The 14,430-nt window shown below is 63.8% G+C and carries 14 protein-coding genes and 1 pseudogene; 5 read left to right on the plus strand and 10 right to left on the minus strand.

The genetic code is table 11. The features are described from left to right. Nucleotide 1 precedes the first annotated feature (1 nt). The 3 genes from BLR85_RS08615 to BLR85_RS08625 all read left to right on the plus strand — a co-directional run bounded on the left by BLR85_RS08615 (nucleotide 2) and on the right by BLR85_RS08625 (nucleotide 3,017). A complete protein-coding gene (locus tag BLR85_RS08615; protein ID WP_093153718.1) occupies nucleotides 2-1,303 on the plus strand; it encodes a TRAP transporter large permease in 1,302 nt (433 codons plus the stop codon). After that, entirely contained in the window at nucleotides 1,300-2,628 is a 1,329-nt protein-coding gene (locus BLR85_RS08620) for an amidase (protein ID WP_093153721.1), read from the plus strand. The genes BLR85_RS08615 and BLR85_RS08620 overlap by 4 nt, the downstream gene beginning before the upstream one ends. Before the next feature lie 137 nt (nucleotides 2,629-2,765). Further along, nucleotides 2,766-3,017: a hypothetical protein gene (locus BLR85_RS08625; RefSeq protein ID WP_093153725.1), complete on the plus strand. Its 252-nt coding sequence runs from the start codon at nucleotides 2,766-2,768 to the stop codon at nucleotides 3,015-3,017. A gap of 186 nt (nucleotides 3,018-3,203) precedes the next feature. On the opposite strand, the gene BLR85_RS08630 is transcribed toward BLR85_RS08625, so the two are convergent. Continuing rightward, complete coding sequence (locus tag BLR85_RS08630) at nucleotides 3,204-4,295, minus strand: extracellular solute-binding protein (protein ID WP_093153730.1); 1,092 nt, start codon at nucleotides 4,293-4,295, stop codon at nucleotides 3,204-3,206. A gap of 22 nt (nucleotides 4,296-4,317) precedes the next feature. Further along, nucleotides 4,318-5,286: an agmatinase gene (speB, locus tag BLR85_RS08635; protein WP_093153735.1), complete on the minus strand. Its 969-nt coding sequence runs from the start codon at nucleotides 5,284-5,286 to the stop codon at nucleotides 4,318-4,320. A gap of 92 nt (nucleotides 5,287-5,378) precedes the next feature. On the opposite strand from speB, the gene BLR85_RS08640 reads away from it, so the two are divergent. Next, nucleotides 5,379-6,200 carry a helix-turn-helix transcriptional regulator gene (locus tag BLR85_RS08640; protein ID WP_093153738.1) on the plus strand — a complete coding sequence of 274 codons (822 nt, stop codon included), beginning with the start codon at nucleotides 5,379-5,381 and terminating at the stop codon, nucleotides 6,198-6,200. Nucleotides 6,201-6,226: 26 nt separating this feature from the next. Here the strand turns inward: BLR85_RS08640 and BLR85_RS08645 are convergent, their stop codons facing one another. The 7 genes from BLR85_RS08645 to BLR85_RS08675 form a co-directional block, all read right to left on the minus strand. Beyond that, the gene (locus BLR85_RS08645) at nucleotides 6,227-7,225 is read right to left on the minus strand and encodes a Gfo/Idh/MocA family protein (protein ID WP_093153743.1); all 999 of its coding nucleotides are present in this window, start codon (nucleotides 7,223-7,225) and stop codon (nucleotides 6,227-6,229) included. Next, complete coding sequence (locus BLR85_RS08650) at nucleotides 7,222-8,109, minus strand: sugar phosphate isomerase/epimerase family protein (protein WP_093153747.1); 888 nt, start codon at nucleotides 8,107-8,109, stop codon at nucleotides 7,222-7,224. The genes BLR85_RS08645 and BLR85_RS08650 overlap by 4 nt, the downstream gene beginning before the upstream one ends. Nucleotides 8,110-8,128: 19 nt before the next feature. Continuing rightward, the gene (locus tag BLR85_RS08655) at nucleotides 8,129-8,962 is read right to left on the minus strand and encodes a carbohydrate ABC transporter permease (RefSeq protein ID WP_093153752.1); all 834 of its coding nucleotides are present in this window, start codon (nucleotides 8,960-8,962) and stop codon (nucleotides 8,129-8,131) included. Continuing rightward, complete coding sequence (locus tag BLR85_RS08660) at nucleotides 8,962-9,888, minus strand: carbohydrate ABC transporter permease (RefSeq protein WP_093153757.1); 927 nt, start codon at nucleotides 9,886-9,888, stop codon at nucleotides 8,962-8,964. The genes BLR85_RS08655 and BLR85_RS08660 overlap by 1 nt, the downstream gene beginning before the upstream one ends. A gap of 88 nt (nucleotides 9,889-9,976) precedes the next feature. Continuing rightward, nucleotides 9,977-11,194 (minus strand): ABC transporter substrate-binding protein, encoded by a 1,218-nt coding sequence (locus tag BLR85_RS08665; RefSeq protein ID WP_093153761.1) that lies wholly within the window; start codon nucleotides 11,192-11,194, stop codon nucleotides 9,977-9,979. Between the two features lie 28 nt (nucleotides 11,195-11,222). Beyond that, nucleotides 11,223-12,131, minus strand: a complete 909-nt coding sequence (locus BLR85_RS08670) for an alpha/beta hydrolase (protein ID WP_093153765.1) — start codon at nucleotides 12,129-12,131, stop codon at nucleotides 11,223-11,225. Beyond that, a complete protein-coding gene (locus BLR85_RS08675; protein ID WP_244520657.1) occupies nucleotides 12,128-12,784 on the minus strand; it encodes a GntR family transcriptional regulator in 657 nt (218 codons plus the stop codon). The genes BLR85_RS08670 and BLR85_RS08675 overlap by 4 nt, the downstream gene beginning before the upstream one ends. 173 nt (nucleotides 12,785-12,957) lie before the next feature. On the opposite strand from BLR85_RS08675, the gene BLR85_RS08680 reads away from it, so the two are divergent. Then, entirely contained in the window at nucleotides 12,958-14,034 is a 1,077-nt protein-coding gene (locus tag BLR85_RS08680; RefSeq protein WP_093153774.1) for an ABC transporter ATP-binding protein, read from the plus strand. 117 nt (nucleotides 14,035-14,151) lie between these two features. Here the strand turns inward: BLR85_RS08680 and BLR85_RS29805 are convergent. After that, a pseudogene (locus BLR85_RS29805) lies at nucleotides 14,152-14,421 on the minus strand (amidohydrolase family protein); the annotation flags it as partial. Nucleotides 14,422-14,430 lie beyond the last annotated feature (9 nt).

Genomic DNA, 14,430 nt, shown 5'->3' on the forward strand with positions numbered 1-14,430 from the left:
CATGGGCATTATCGATGTATTGATCGGCTTCGTCGTCATGATGGGCCTTCTTCTGGTCGGCCTTCGGGTCGCCACCGTGATGGTCGCCATGGGCGTGGCCGGGGGCATGGTTCTCTACGGCCCGGTCCTGCTGAAGAGCATGGGTCCGGTGCTCTGGGGCACGTCGAACGAACCCGTCCTGACCGCGATCCCGCTATTCATCCTGTTGGGTGAATTGCTGCTGCGCTCCGGTCTCGCGGATCGCATGTACGGAACCTTGGCGCTCTGGCTCGGCCGGTTGCCGGGCGGGCTTCTGCACACGAATATCGGCTGCTGCTCGCTCTTCGCGGCAACTTCTGGGTCCTCCGTCGCGACCGCCGCAACCGTTGGAACGGTGGCCCTGCCCGCGCTGACCGAGCGCCGGTATCGCCCCTCGCGGTCGCTCGGATCTCTCGCGGCGGGCGGCACGCTCGGCATCCTGATCCCACCCTCTGTGAACCTGCTCGTCTACGGCTCGCTCGCCAGCGTTTCCGTCGGCCAGCTCTTCATTGCCGGGATTATCCCCGGCATCCTCCTGACGCTTCTCTTCATGGCCTTTATCGCCGCGCAGGACATTCTGGCGCCCGGAGGCGCCTACCAGGAGTCGGAAGTGCCGTGGAGCGTCAAATTCCGTGCCCTCAAGCACCTTGTCCCGGCGGCGACGGTCTTCCTGATCGTGATGGGATCGATCTATCTCGGCATCGCAACGCCGACCGAGAGCGCCGCCCTTGCCGTGATCGTGGCGCTCGGCTTCGTCTGGGCCGAGGGCAAGCTCAGCATGGCCTTTCTCGACACCTGCTTTCGCACAACGGCCAAGACCACGGGCATGATCCTGCTGATCATCGTCGCGGCCTTCACGCTGAACGTGACGCTGGCGCTTGGCGGGATCACCGCTGTCATGTCGCGCTGGATCGAAGGGCTGGGCCTGAGCCCGGTCGAGCTTCTCTTCGTGCTGATGATCTTCTACCTGGCCCTGGGGATGTTCATGGACGTTCTGTCGATGCAGGTCCTGACCATCCCGATCGTGGTGCCGATCATCATCGCCCACGGGATCGACCCGGTCTGGTTCGGCATCTTCGTGGTCCTCATGTGCGAGCTTGGCATGATCACCCCGCCGGTCGGCATGAACCTCTACGTTGTGCAGGGCGTGCGCAACGACCGCGGTCCCTTTTCCGACGTGATCGCCGGCGCGGTTCCCTATGCCGTCCTGATGCTGCTCTTCACCTCGGCCCTGATCCTGTGGCCCGCCATTGCAACCTGGCTGCCGGAGGCAATCGGACGATGAGCTTGCCCGAAGAAAAGAACGCAACACCCGACGCGACCGCCCTTGTCGAGGCCTATCGTACGGGGCGCGCCGACCCCGTCGCCGTGATCGCGGCCCATATCGAACGCATCGACCGTCTGAATCCGGCGCTGAACGCCTATTCCAGCCGCGCGGGCGACGCGCTGGAAATGGCGCGTGCCGCGCGAAACCGCTATGCCGATGGCACCCCGGCCGGGCCGCTCGACGGTGTGCCCATAATCATCAAGGACAATCTTGTTTCGGCAGGACTGCCGGCGGCTTGGGGGAACGCGGAGCTCGCAAGGCGCGTGCCCACCCATGACGAACTTCCCGTCGCCGCGCTAAGCAAGGCCGGGGGCATCGTTCTCGGCAAAGGGAACACGCCCGAGTTCGCCGTAGAGGGCTATACCTGCAACAAAACCTTCGGCATCACGCGCAACCCGTTCGATCCGGCGCTGACCCCCGGCGGTTCTTCCGGCGGCGTCGTCGCGGCCGTGGCCTCCGGCATGGCGGTGGCCGGTCTCGGAACCGATGGCGGCGGTTCGATCCGTCGACCCGCGGGCTATACGGGCCTTTGGGGGCTCAAGCCCGGCATCGGAACCGTGCGGCGCGGTGGTGGCCTGCCGCAGGTGCTGCTGGATTTCGAAACCGTTGGCCCCATCACCCGCTCTGCCCGCGACCTTGCCCTGTTCCTGTCGGTTCTGACGGGCAATCCGGGTCGGACCGAGCCGCGTCCACTACGGATCCTTTCGGTGCCCGTGATCGACGACTCGCCCTGCGACCCTGCCATTCGCAGCGCCTTCTCCGAAAGCGTGGCGCGGCTCCAAGGCCTCGGCCACAGCGTGACCGAAGGACCGCTGCCACTCGACCTGGGACCGCTGAACGATGTCTGGGCACAGATGGCGGAGATCGGGCTGGCGCATCTCGGCTGGCGCGATCCCCCGGTACTTGCGGCGGCCGCGCAGAAATACCGCGACATGGCCGGCCGTGGCGCCGAAGTCAGCGCGGTGACGCTCTACGAAGCCCTGACCCGCGTCTTCGCCCTGCGCGAATCCGTGCGCGGGCTCTGGGGATACGATGCCGTTCTCATGCCAACCGCCGCGGCCCTGCCCTGGCCTGCCGAAGATGTCTTTCCCGCGCAGATCGACCACCAGAGCGTCGGTCCGCGCGGACACGCGGTCTATACCGGCTGGGTCAATGCCGCGGGTCTGCCGGGACTTGCCTTCCCGGCGGACCTTTCAGATGGCTTGCCGATCGGCATGCAACTCGTTGCGGGCCGCGGAGACGAGAACCTGCTGCTCTCGGTTGCCGCGACGCTGGACGCCTAGGCCGCTGGACGCCGGACACAAAGCCTTTACTTACCTAAGGTAAAGCTTCCGTGGTACACTGCTTCCGCGCCGCCTCTTGCACCCGACCGTATTCGATCACCAATCATGCGGCGCGCTTTCAATAGGGAGGACACAAAATGACTCGTTTCAAGAAGGCGATTATTCCCGTCACCTTTTTCCTGGCTTTCGCCGCGCCTGCCTATGCCTTTCATTGCCCGGCCGACATGGCGGAAATCGACAAGGCGCTGGCTTCAAGCCCGATGATTCCCGAGGGCGACATGGCAAAGGTCAAGGAATTCAGAGCCATGGGGCAGCAATTGCATGAGTCCGGCCGTCACCAGGAGTCGGTCGACACCTTGCAGAAGGCAAAGGATCTGCTGGGCATCTGAACGTCAGTCTGGAGGGGGCGCCAGAGCGAACAGGCTGGCGGCTCTTTCCGCCGCGAACGACCCCGCCGCTCGTCTAGAGCGGCGGGTCAGGTGTTTTCCACCTTTGTCAGGGACAAAGCGGACGGATCCCTTCCCGGCCTCAAACCGGGTTGATGTGACAGGACCGCGCCACGATTTTCGTCGGCCTTACACCCCTGATTTGACCTTCGTCCAAAGCCGGGTACGCGCCCGCAGCGTCTTTGCATCGACGTTCCGGTCGGCAAAGAGCCCTTCGCGCGTCGCGGCGTCGGGATAGATGCCCGGATCGCTGCGGATCGCCGGATCGACCAGGCCATCGGCCGCGGCATTCGCATTGGCGAAATACACCGTGTCGGTGACCTCGGCGATCACGTCCGGGCGCAGCATGTAGTCGATGAACCGGTAGGCCGCGTCGATATTGCCGCTGTCGGCCGGAATCGCCATCAGGTCGATCCAGAGCAGCGTCCCCTCCTTCGGGATCGCATAGAGGATCTCCGGACCGCTCTCGGCCTCCATGGCGCGGGCCTGCGCGATGCCCGCATCGCCGCTGTAGAGGATCGCCATGCAGATATCGCCGGTCGCGAGGTCGTTCACCGCCCTCTGGTTGGCAAAATAACGCGTATTTCCGGCAAGCCCGGTCAGCAGCCCGGTGACCTCGTCAAGCTGATCGCGATCGTTGGAATAGGGATCGTGGCCGAGATAATCGAGACCGATCGACACCAGCTCGATGGGCGAGTCCAGCACCGCAATGCCGCAATCAGCGATCCTGGCGGCCAGTTCCGGCTTGAACACGATATCCCAGCTGTCGACCGACACGTCGCCCAGCCGCTCGGCGATCATGGCGCTGTTGTAGGCCAGCCCGACCGTGCCCCAGGTGTAAGGCACACCGAGTTGTCGGCCACCGGGGAGTTGATCGAGCGCCGAAACGATCTCTGGGTCGAGATTGCCGTAGTTTTCCAGTCGGGAGGGGTCAACCGGATGCAGGGCGCCGGCCGCGAATTCGCGCTCGGCATTGGACGCGGCCGGGAAGACGACATCGAAACCGGAACCGCCGGTCAGCAGCTTGGTCTCCAGCACCTCGTTGGATTCGTAAAAATCGAGCGTCACCTCGGCGCCAGTCTCTGCCTCGTAATTCGAAATCGTGCTTTCGCCGAAATAGTCGGCCCAGTTGTAGATCGCCAGTTCCTGCGCCGCGGCGCCTGCACCGTTGCCGGCCAGCAAGGCGGCGAAAATCCACGTGATCCGTGTTCGATGATGCATCGGTCAAACCTCTCTTCGTTCGTCAGGATTTGGCGCGGGCAGCGGCGTAAAGGCACAACAGGTCGTTGGCGATGGTGGCCGCGGCAATCGCCGTGATCTCGGAAACGTCATAGGACGGCGCCACTTCGACCACATCCATGCCGACCAGGTCGATCCCTTCCAGTCCGCGCAGGATCTCCTGTGCCTGGAACGGGCTCAGCCCGCCGATCACCGGCGTGCCGGTGCCGGGCGCCGAGGCGGGCTCCAGCGCATCGATGTCGAAGGTCAGGTAGCAGCGGCGCGCGCCGACAATGGCCCGGACCTTTTCAACAACCGCCTGCGGCCCAAGCCGCTGCACCTCGATGGCGTCGATGATGTTGAAGCCGAGCGGCTCGGGATTATGGGTCCGGATGCCGATTTGCACGGAGGTGGACGGATCGACCAGCCCCTCGCGCGTTGCGTGCCACAGCATGGTGCCATGGTCGATCCGGTCGGGTTCGTCGGCCCAGGTATCGGTATGGGCGTCGAACTGGATAAGGCTCAGCGGTCCGAATTTCTCGGCATGAGCCTTGAGCAGCGGATAGGTGATGTAATGATCGCCGCCGATCGAGAGCAAAGCCGTTTCCTGCGCGAGTACGGCGCGCGCGGCCTCGGTGATCTGTCCGGGCACCTTGTGCGGATAGCCGGTATCGAGTTCGCAATCACCGTAATCGACGATGCTCAAAGCCTCGAACGGATCCAGCGTCCAGGGCCAGGGCGCGGACCAGGCGATATGGGATGATCCGCTGCGCACGGCACGGGGGCCAAGCCGCGTTCCGGTCCGGCTGGAGACGGCAAGATCGAACGGCACCCCCATCACTGCGACATCCGCGCCGGAAAGGTCCTTCGTATACCGCCGGCGCATGAAGCTGAGCGCGCCGGCATAGCTCGCCTCCGCTACCACTCCGCGCGCGTCCTTGCGCGTGAAGGCAAGATCGCCCGTCACCGGGTTTACACTGGAATCCTCTGCCATCGCCTGCTCCTGAAATCATTGCTTGCCGGCAGGTTGCACCATGTTGCCGATTCGGATTATTGCGTGACAGATATATATCCTTGTTATTAGTCATGGGCGCTGACCAAAGAACCGACATCACGCAGGATGACCTTCAACCGCCGTCGCCCAAGTGGATCGAGGCGGTTGCCGGACTGGTGCGCATGTCGGGAACAGAGCATTTCGCCATCGCACTCCGGAACTGTCTCGAACTGGTCTGTCCCTTCGATTCCATGGTGGTCTCGGCCTATGCCGGAAACGCCGCACCGGTCGCGCTCTACCACGATCTGGACGAGGTTTCGGCGGCGGTTACCGTCCAGTTCTATGCCAGCGGGCCCTATCTGCTCGACCCGGTCTATCTTGCCTGCCGCAACAACGTGGCGCCCGGGGCCTATCGCCTGCTCGACCTCGCGCCGAAGGATTTCCTGCGCTCGAATTACTACGCCACCTTCTTTCGCAAGATCCGGATCCACGACGAGATGGCGATCCTGCTGCGTGGGAGCGGCGACGACTGGATCGCGATTTCGCTTGCCCGCTCCCGGAGCCGGAACCGTTTTGACGCGGGTGAACGGGACCGTGTGAACCGGATATTGCCGGTTGTGGAGGCCGGCGCGCTGCGGACATGGCAACCGGATGCGCCCGCCATCGCCGCGGCCGACGCCTTGCCGCAAGACCGTCTTCGCGGTTTTGCACGCGACCTGCTCAGCCGGCGGCAGGCGGAAATCGTGCAAATGATCCTGCAGGGGCATTCGACACCGAGCATCGCCACGGAACTCGGTATCGCCGAAGGCACGGTCAAGGTTCACCGCCACCATGCCTATTCCAAGCTCGGAATTCGTTCCCAGTCGGAACTGTTCGCGCTGCTGACCCGGTACCTGGTCGACACCAGCCGTTGAGCCGGTGCCGTGCCGCGTTGCGACAGTTACGCCTCGATCAAGGCGATCATCTTCTCCAGACGCTCCATTGCGAGCACGCCGTCTTCAATGTTGGGAGCATTGCGGCTCTCGCCCCGCAGGGCCGCCGCCGCATCGGCGATCAGCGCGCTGTAGCCCTTGTGGTCTTCGTTCGCGGCGGCCGTGAAATTGGGTTGCCATGTCAGCGTGTCCACGGTGTCGCTGAGCGTCGCGGCCGGGTCGTCCACCTTGAATGGCGGGTCCCTGTGAAGCTCGACATTGACGATATTGTTCACTTCGATCCGCTTGTGATCGCCCATGATGCGGATCTCTTCCATCGGCGTGCCTCGGGACTGGACCGTGCCCATGACGATATTGCCGATTGCCCCCGCCTGTGTCGTGAAGCCGAGATGCAGCAGAAGACGCCCCGGCGCCGGGCTGACCTTGCGCACGGTCAGTTCGGCAAACTCGCTGGAGGCGAACCACGGGACGAGGTCCATGTAATGGATGCAGTGGTGCAGGAAAAATCCGGTATAGTCCGGTTCGCCTTCGAAATAGGTCGGCGCGGTCATGTAGCTGCCGGTGATGCCGAGGACCCTGCCGAAATCGCCGTGCCTGAGCAGGTTCATCGCGATACGGTTGCCGCTGGAATAGCGCTTCATGAAGCCTACGATCACCGGCTTGCCGGCGCGGCGCGCGGCGGCGGCCACGTCCCGTGCTCCCTCAGCAGTGGCGGCGGGCGGTTTCTCCATGAAAACCGGCAATCCGCGTTCCAGAGCCGCGATCGCCGCCGCCCGGTGAACCTCGGGGCCGACCGCCATGCCGATCGCGTCCAGCCCGGGATGCCGCAGAAGCTCGCCGAAATCGTTGTAGCAGTCTTTGACGCCATAAGCCTGCGCGGTTGCGGCCATCGCCGCTCCGTCCCGGTCGCACAGGGCGGCCAGCCGAATGCCATGATCTGACAGACGTGGCAGAAGCATCTGGCGCGCGTGCCGGCCGCAGCCGATCCAGCCGATATTCAGGGTCATTGGTCCACCTCCGCCAGTGCCAGCGCCGACCGGATCACGCCGAGACCGGCTTTCAGCTTTTCGCTCTCGTCCTCTCGCGGGGCGCGCCAATGGGCGATGGGCAGCGCTACCCGGTCATCGGCGCGCCGGAAGGGTTCGAGCGAGACCGGCCCCGTGTAGTTCACCTCCGCCAGCGCCCGGCAGATCGCGGGCCAGTCGAGATGGCCTGTACCCAGGTGGCCGCGGTGGTTCTCGTTCGCCTGGAAATGGACGATCCGCGGCCCGGCTGCGCGGATCGCGTCCGGAATGGAGCGTTCCTCCATGTTCATGTGGAACGTGTCGAGCATGATGCCGAGGCCGGGATCATCCATGGCATCGACAACCTCGATGGCCTGCCGGGTGGTGCACAGAATGTCCGTCTCGAACCGGTTGAGCGGTTCCACGGCGAAGACCTTGCCGGCCGCCCGGGCCAGAGGGGCGACGCCGGCCAGCCCTTCGATGGTGCGGGCAGCGCGGGCCGCGATGTCCTCGTCGGTTCGGGGCATTGGCGGTCGGCCGGCGAAAACCATCGGTTCCCCGTAGAGCGGACCACCGATGATACTGGCCCCGATGGCTTCGGCCACGTCGACGCAGGATTTCAGGTACTCAATCCCGCCTGTCCGTGCTGCGGGGTCTTCCGAGGCAATCGAACGTTGCGGGTTTACCCGCGCCGCGAGAACGATGCCGATCCCGGCATCTGCGGCGGCAGTGCGGACATCTGCCGGGGAAAGGTCGTCCTCCGGCTCCGGCACCAGCAGTTCGACGAAGTCGAAACCGAGTGCCTTGGCATGGGCAAAATAGTGCAAGTCGCGCCCCGTGAAGGGTCGAATGAACTGCATCGAGATGATGCCGACGGGGTTGTCCAAGTGGTCTTCCTTTCGCGTATCAGCCTTTGACCGCACCCTGGGTCAGGCCGGAGATCAGGCGTTTTTGCACCAGCAGGAACAGGACCGTGGCCGGCATTGCGCCGACGATGCCGCCCGCGGTCAGCAGGCCCCATTGCACCTCGTATTCGCCGATCAGCGTCTGCACGGCGACGGTAATGGTCCGCACGTTGCGGCCGCCGAGGGTCAGGGCATAGAGGTACTCGTTCCAGGCGGTGATGAAGATGTAGATGCCGGTGGCGATGATCCCCGGCAGGCAGAGCGGCAGCACGATACGGAGCATGGCGCCGAGCCGGGTGCAGCCGTCGGTCATCGCCGCCTCGTCGAGCGAACGGGGGATGCCGTTCATGTAGCTTGTCATCATCCAGACCGAGAACGGGATTGCGATGGTGGAATTGGCGATGATGAGCGCAAGGTGACTGTCGAGCAGTCCCAGGATCCGCATCAGTACGAAGAGCGGCAGGATCAGCAGCACCAGCGGGAACATGTTGATGAGCAGGAACTGCATCATCAGAACGCGGCGCCCCCGGAAGGAGAAGCGCGAGAAAGAATAGGCCGCCGTGACGGAGAGCGACAAGCCGACGACGACCGTGCCGCTTGCGACGATGAAACTGTCGAGCAGGTTTTCGGCGAAGCCCACGGTACGGAAAAGGCGCGTGTAGTTTTCGATTGTTGCCCCGGCGATGGAGGGACCTTCGGTGAAGAGGCGCTTTTCCGGCGTGATCGACGTGAGGAACATCCAGAGATAGGGCCCGAGGGTGAAGGTAAGGATTGCCAGCATCGGCAGGTCGACCGTCAGGATGCGTCGGCGGAGGGACTTTCGTTTCAGTGCCATCAGCGCAGAGCCTTTCCGGTGCGTCGCAGATAGATCACGACGATGATCATCAGCAGGATCGTGAAGGTGACGGCCAGCGCGGAGCCATAGCCGAAATCCAGATTGGTGCGGGCCTTTATGAAGGCATAGAGCGGCAGGGTATAGGTCGCGTAGCCCGGACCGCCGCCGGTCATCACGAAGATGACGTCGAAGGAATTGGCCACCCAAATCACGCGCAACAGGACCGCGGTGACGAGCACGCCGGAGATGCCGGGCAAGGTGATGTGGCGGAACTGCCGCCAGGTGGAGGCGCCATCGATGGAGGCGGCCTCGTAGTAGCTTTTCGGAATGGCCTGAAGACCGGCGAGGATCATCACCGAGAAAAAGGGAAATCCCTGCCAGGTGAGCGTCAGCATGATGGCGCCGAGCGCGGTGTCGGGATCGGCAAGCCAGGGTATGGAGCTCTGAATGATCCCCAGGCGCAGCAGGAAGTCGTTCATCACGCCGTAGTTGCTGTCGTAGATCCAGGCCCACATCAGCGCGATCACCACCGAGGGCAGTGCCCAGGGGATGATGATGAGCGCCCTTGCGAGCGGCCGCCACGGGAAGTTCTGGTTGAGAAGCAGCGCCGTGACGAGACCAAGCAGAAGCTGTGCGGGAACGGTGACCCCGATCCAGATCAACGTGTGCCGGAGCGAGATCCAGAAGACGTCGTCCGCGAGCACGGCACGGAAATTGTCGAGACCGATGAAGTCGAAATTCTTCGGCCGGAAAAGAACGTACTCATGCAGGCTCATCCAGGCGGTCTGCAGCATCGGCAGGAAGACGATGGCGAGCGTGACCAGCACCGCTGGCGACAGCATCGCGTAGGGCAGAACCTGCCGGGCCAGCGAGCGGCGAACCGGACGCATGGGCGTGTCGTTGCGGGAAGGATCGGTGGCACTCATCGGGCCTCGGGCTCTGTCGGGCCGGGCTGCGCCGGCATTGGGATTGCGAGGGGCGACGAATGCCGCCGCCCCGTCGTCTCTTTGTCGCCTATTCTCCGAAGAGCTTGGCGATTTCCGCGTTCATCTCGGCCGCGGTGATTTCCCCGGTGAGCGCACGCTGCATCGACACCGGCCAGACGGTGTTCACGAAGTCCGAGGTTTCGGAGCGGTTCGGGAGCAGCTGGGCGAAGGGCAGCGAGTCCATCGTCGCCTTGACGAAACGCTCCGGGTGGAGCGACCAGCCGGCGCTGTCGGTTTTCGTCACCGGAAGCTGGCCCGTGGCCTCGTTGAACATCGTGTTGTTGCCGGCCGTCGAAAGGAAGGAGATCCATTTCCACGCCGCGTCCTTGTCCTCGGCGGTGGAGAAGACCGCCGTGCTCTCGTCGCCGAAGGCCGTCCAGTGGCCGCCGCCGCATTCCGGGACCGCCGCCGCCGAGACCTTGTCGCCAAGCGCTTCGACCATGCCGTTGGCCGAGCCGATATGGTGGATCGTCATGGCCGTGGTTCCGGCCTTGAAGGCGCCGATGATTTCCTGGAACCCGTCATTGGGGGCCGAGGGCGGGAAGACGCCGTCTTCGCGGAAGAGGTCGACAACGAACTGCGTGCCCGCGAGTGCTGCGTCGTTTTCCATGCCGCCGACGAGGTTTACCCCCTCGCGGCTGAGCGTGAAGCTGGCCCAGTGGTCGTGCCCGCCCTTGGCGCCCCGGAAACCGAAGCCGTAGACATCCATCTGCCCGTTGCCGTCGGTGTCCCGCGTGAGGGCCTTGGCAACCTCGCGGAACTCGTCGCAGGTCGTGGGCACGGTGAGGCCCAGTTCGTCGAACATGTCGGCGCGGTAATAGAGGTAGAGTGCCACGTACTGCACTGGCAGATAATAGTTTTCACCATCCTCGGCCTTGGTCAGGTCAAGCAGGTTGTCCAGCAGGTCGGCCTTGCCCTCCCAGGCGTCGATCCGCGCTGCGAGCGGCTCCAGAGCGCCCATTTCGAGAAGTCGCGGCTGGGCGAACATCTTGACCATCGCCGCATCCGGCGCGTTGCCCCCGACGATGGAGGTGTAGAGCGTGTCGTAATAGCTGTTCCAGGGAACGTTCTCGGCCTCAATCGTGATACCGGGATTGGCCTCTTCGAACGCGGCAACCAATTCGTCCATCGGGTTGTCGGCATTGTCGAAATGGTACCAGAAGCGCACCGTGCTGTCGGCACTGGCCGCGCCCGTCGCGAGCGCGAGAAGGCTGGCCGTCAGGCCCAGTCTCATGGTTGTCTTCATTTTCGTTTCCTCCCTTTTTTGTGTTCGCTCAGGGGATCATCTCCCTGAACGCCTCTCCCACCCGCTCGAAGGCGTCTTGCGCTTCCGGAAGGGCATTTCCCATCTGCATGAAACCGTGGATCACGCCACCGCAGAGGTCGTGGCGGTCATTGCGTCCGACGGCCCTGAGACGCGCCACCAGCAGCTCGGTGTCGGATCGCAACGGATCCAGTTCGGCCGAGTTGAGGTAGAGCGGTGGCAACCGGGCGAGGTCGGAGTCCGATGCGCAAAGCGGGGCCACCAAAGGGTCCGCGCGCTGTTCAGGCGGGGCGTACAGGTTCCAGTAGGCCCGCATTCCTGCCTGTGTCAGGCCGGGTCCATTGGCCTGTTCGACATAGGAGTCCGTTTCGAAATCCGCACCATAGACACCGTAGAAGAGCAGCGCCGCCGCAGGCAGGTCGCGGCCTTCCGCGAGCAGCCGCAACATGAGCGCAAGGCAGAGGTTTGCCCCCGCGCTGTCGCCGGCAATGCTCCACCGCCGGTCTGGTTGACAGGCCTCCCAGGCGGCAAGGCAGTCCTCGAGACCGCCGGGATAGGGATGCTCCGGAGCCAGCCGGTAATCGATGGTCAGAACCGGCGCCCGGCAGGCGATTGCGAGCCGACGGGCCGCGCCCTCATGGGTTGCCGGCGAGCAGAACGCCCAGCCGCCGCCATGCACATGCAGGATCGCGTCGCGGCCCCTGTCATTCCCGGGAACCACCAGGCGCGACGGCATGCCCGCGTGCAGGACGGTTCTCGCCTCGGCCATCTCCGGCAGGTTCTCGTTCCACCGAAGGTTGTTCAGCAATGCCAGTGTCCGCCCATGCGGTGCGGAGACATCGGTCGGATGCGGCAGACCCGCATCCTCCTTCTCCAGCCGGTCGAGGATCGACTGCATCGATGCGCTTGGCTGCCTCATGCGGTGTTCCCATCTGTCAGGTCCGGACCGAAATCCACGATGGTCGAAATGTGGTGGCGCAAGACCTCCGCGAGCCGCGGCGCGTCGCGGGCACGCAGGGCATCGAGGATCGGCACATGCCGCTCCGCGGTCTCCTCGAGGTCCCGCAACTGGCCGGATTTCATGATCTTGAAACGATGGACGTGCACCAGGCACCGCCGGAGGATCGGCGTCACCAGCGGTAGGTCCGCGGCTTCGAAGAGCGCGAGGTGAAATGCCCGATCATGTGCCGCAAGCCCGTATTCATCGGCATCCCGCGCGGCGTTGCGCATGTCGTTGAGCTTGCCATGCAGGATATCGTAGAGATCGGCACCGGCCCATCGCATCAGGCGGTCGATGCTGTCGCATTCGATACTCAGCCGAAGCGCGATCAGCACCTGCGCATCGGCCGAATGGCATGGCGCGACCGACGTTCCCCGGCGCGGCAGCCGCGTAACCAACCCCTCCTCGTTGAGCCGCATCAGGGCTTCGCGGATCGTCCCCTGGCTACAGTCGAAGCGCTCGGCGAGATCGAGTTCAATCAAGGCGCTTTCCGGGACTGCCAGGCCCAGAACGATCTCCCGCTGCAACTCGCCATAGACGGTCTCGCTCCGCCGTCCGGACGGTCGCGTCACGGCTGTTCTGGCTGCTTGGCGATGAGCGGTCTCGGAAACCATCTCTGTGTTACGCCCTCCGACAACGGGTGAATCTTGCAGGTTGATTATCGATAACAAGCAAATTATCGATAATGCAATGATGAATGTCGCGCAAACCGGCCCCGGGGGCCGTCAAGACGGGAGGAGCGGCGATGGCTGAGGTGCGGCTGGAAGGAATCGTCAAGGATTACGGTGGCTTCCGTGCGATCCATGACGTGGACCTTGATGTCGCCGATGGCGAGTTTGTTGTCTTCGTTGGTCCATCGGGTTGCGGGAAATCCACCTTGTTACGGATGATTGCAGGGCTGGAGGAGATCTCTGCCGGGCGACTCACGATCGGTGGGAGGCTCGTCAACGAGGTCGAGCCGCGCGACCGCGATGTCGCAATGGTCTTTCAGGATTATGCCCTCTATCCGCATATGACGATTGCCGAAAATATCGGATTCGGGTTGCGCATGCGCGACTGGAAGAAGTCCGATATCGAGCGGAAGGTGCTGGAAAGCGCCCGCATATTGCAGATCGAATCACTGCTCGACCGGCGGCCCGCGCAGCTCTCTGGCGGCCAGCGGCAGCGCGCAGCCATGGGGCGGGCAATTGTGCGCGAACCGTCGCTCTTTCTGTTCGACGAGCCGCTGTCGAACCTCGACGCCAAGCTTCGGGTCGAGATGCGCACCCAGATCAAGCGTCTGCACGCCATGCTCGGCACAACGACTATCTACGTGACACATGACCAGACTGAGGCGCTGACGCTGGCCGACCGAGTGGTGGTGCTGGACGAAGGTCGCGTGGTGCAGGAGGGGCATCCGCTGGAACTTTACGAGCGGCCCAATTGCCGTTTCGTGGGCGAATTCATCGGCTCACCCCAGATGAATATCCTCGATGCGGTCATAGACAGAACCGGGGCACAGACCATGATCCGTGTCGGAGCGGCGTCCGTTCCGATCCACGATCTGCCGCTCCCGGACGCGACGCATGTGGATGTCGGAATTCGCCCCGAGCATATCTACTGGACCTCGCTCGACGAGGGGCTGTTGACGCCGAAGATCGACGTTTATGAGCCCTTGGGATCCGACACCATGGCGATCTGCGATCTGGACGGGCAGGAACTCACCGCCCGTCTCGACCCGAAAGTTCGGATCAAGCGGAACGAGTTCATCGGTCTGGGATTCGATGCCGACAACCTCCATTTCTTCGACCCGCGAGATGGCGCCCGGATCAAACCTGTCTGATCCATCCGCGCCGGCGCGTGAACCGGGTTTGGGCTGCGGGCGTGCCAGTTACGCAGACCGGGGCCGGTTGTGGTGGGACTGGCGGTCACCTGCCAAGACCACTTCGAGGACGGTCAATCAGGCACAGAGAACCTTTCCTGAGGCCTCTGTCACCTCTGTCCCGGGCATGAACGCGAGACGCCCGTTGACATAGACTCTCAGGATCCCCTCCGCGGGCGTCACGGGGGCGTCGTAGCGCGCTGCGTCCCTGACCCGGGCAGCATCGAAGAGCACGAGATCCGCAGCAGCGCCCACCTCGATCCTTCCGCGATCGGAAAGCCCCAGAACCGCAGCCGTCTGGCCTGACATCTTGGCCACCGCCGAGGCGAGAGGCAGCAATGACCTGTCCCGAACGTA

Source organism: Aliiruegeria lutimaris, assembly GCF_900099935.1.
GTDB lineage: Bacteria > Pseudomonadota > Alphaproteobacteria > Rhodobacterales > Rhodobacteraceae > Tropicimonas > Tropicimonas lutimaris.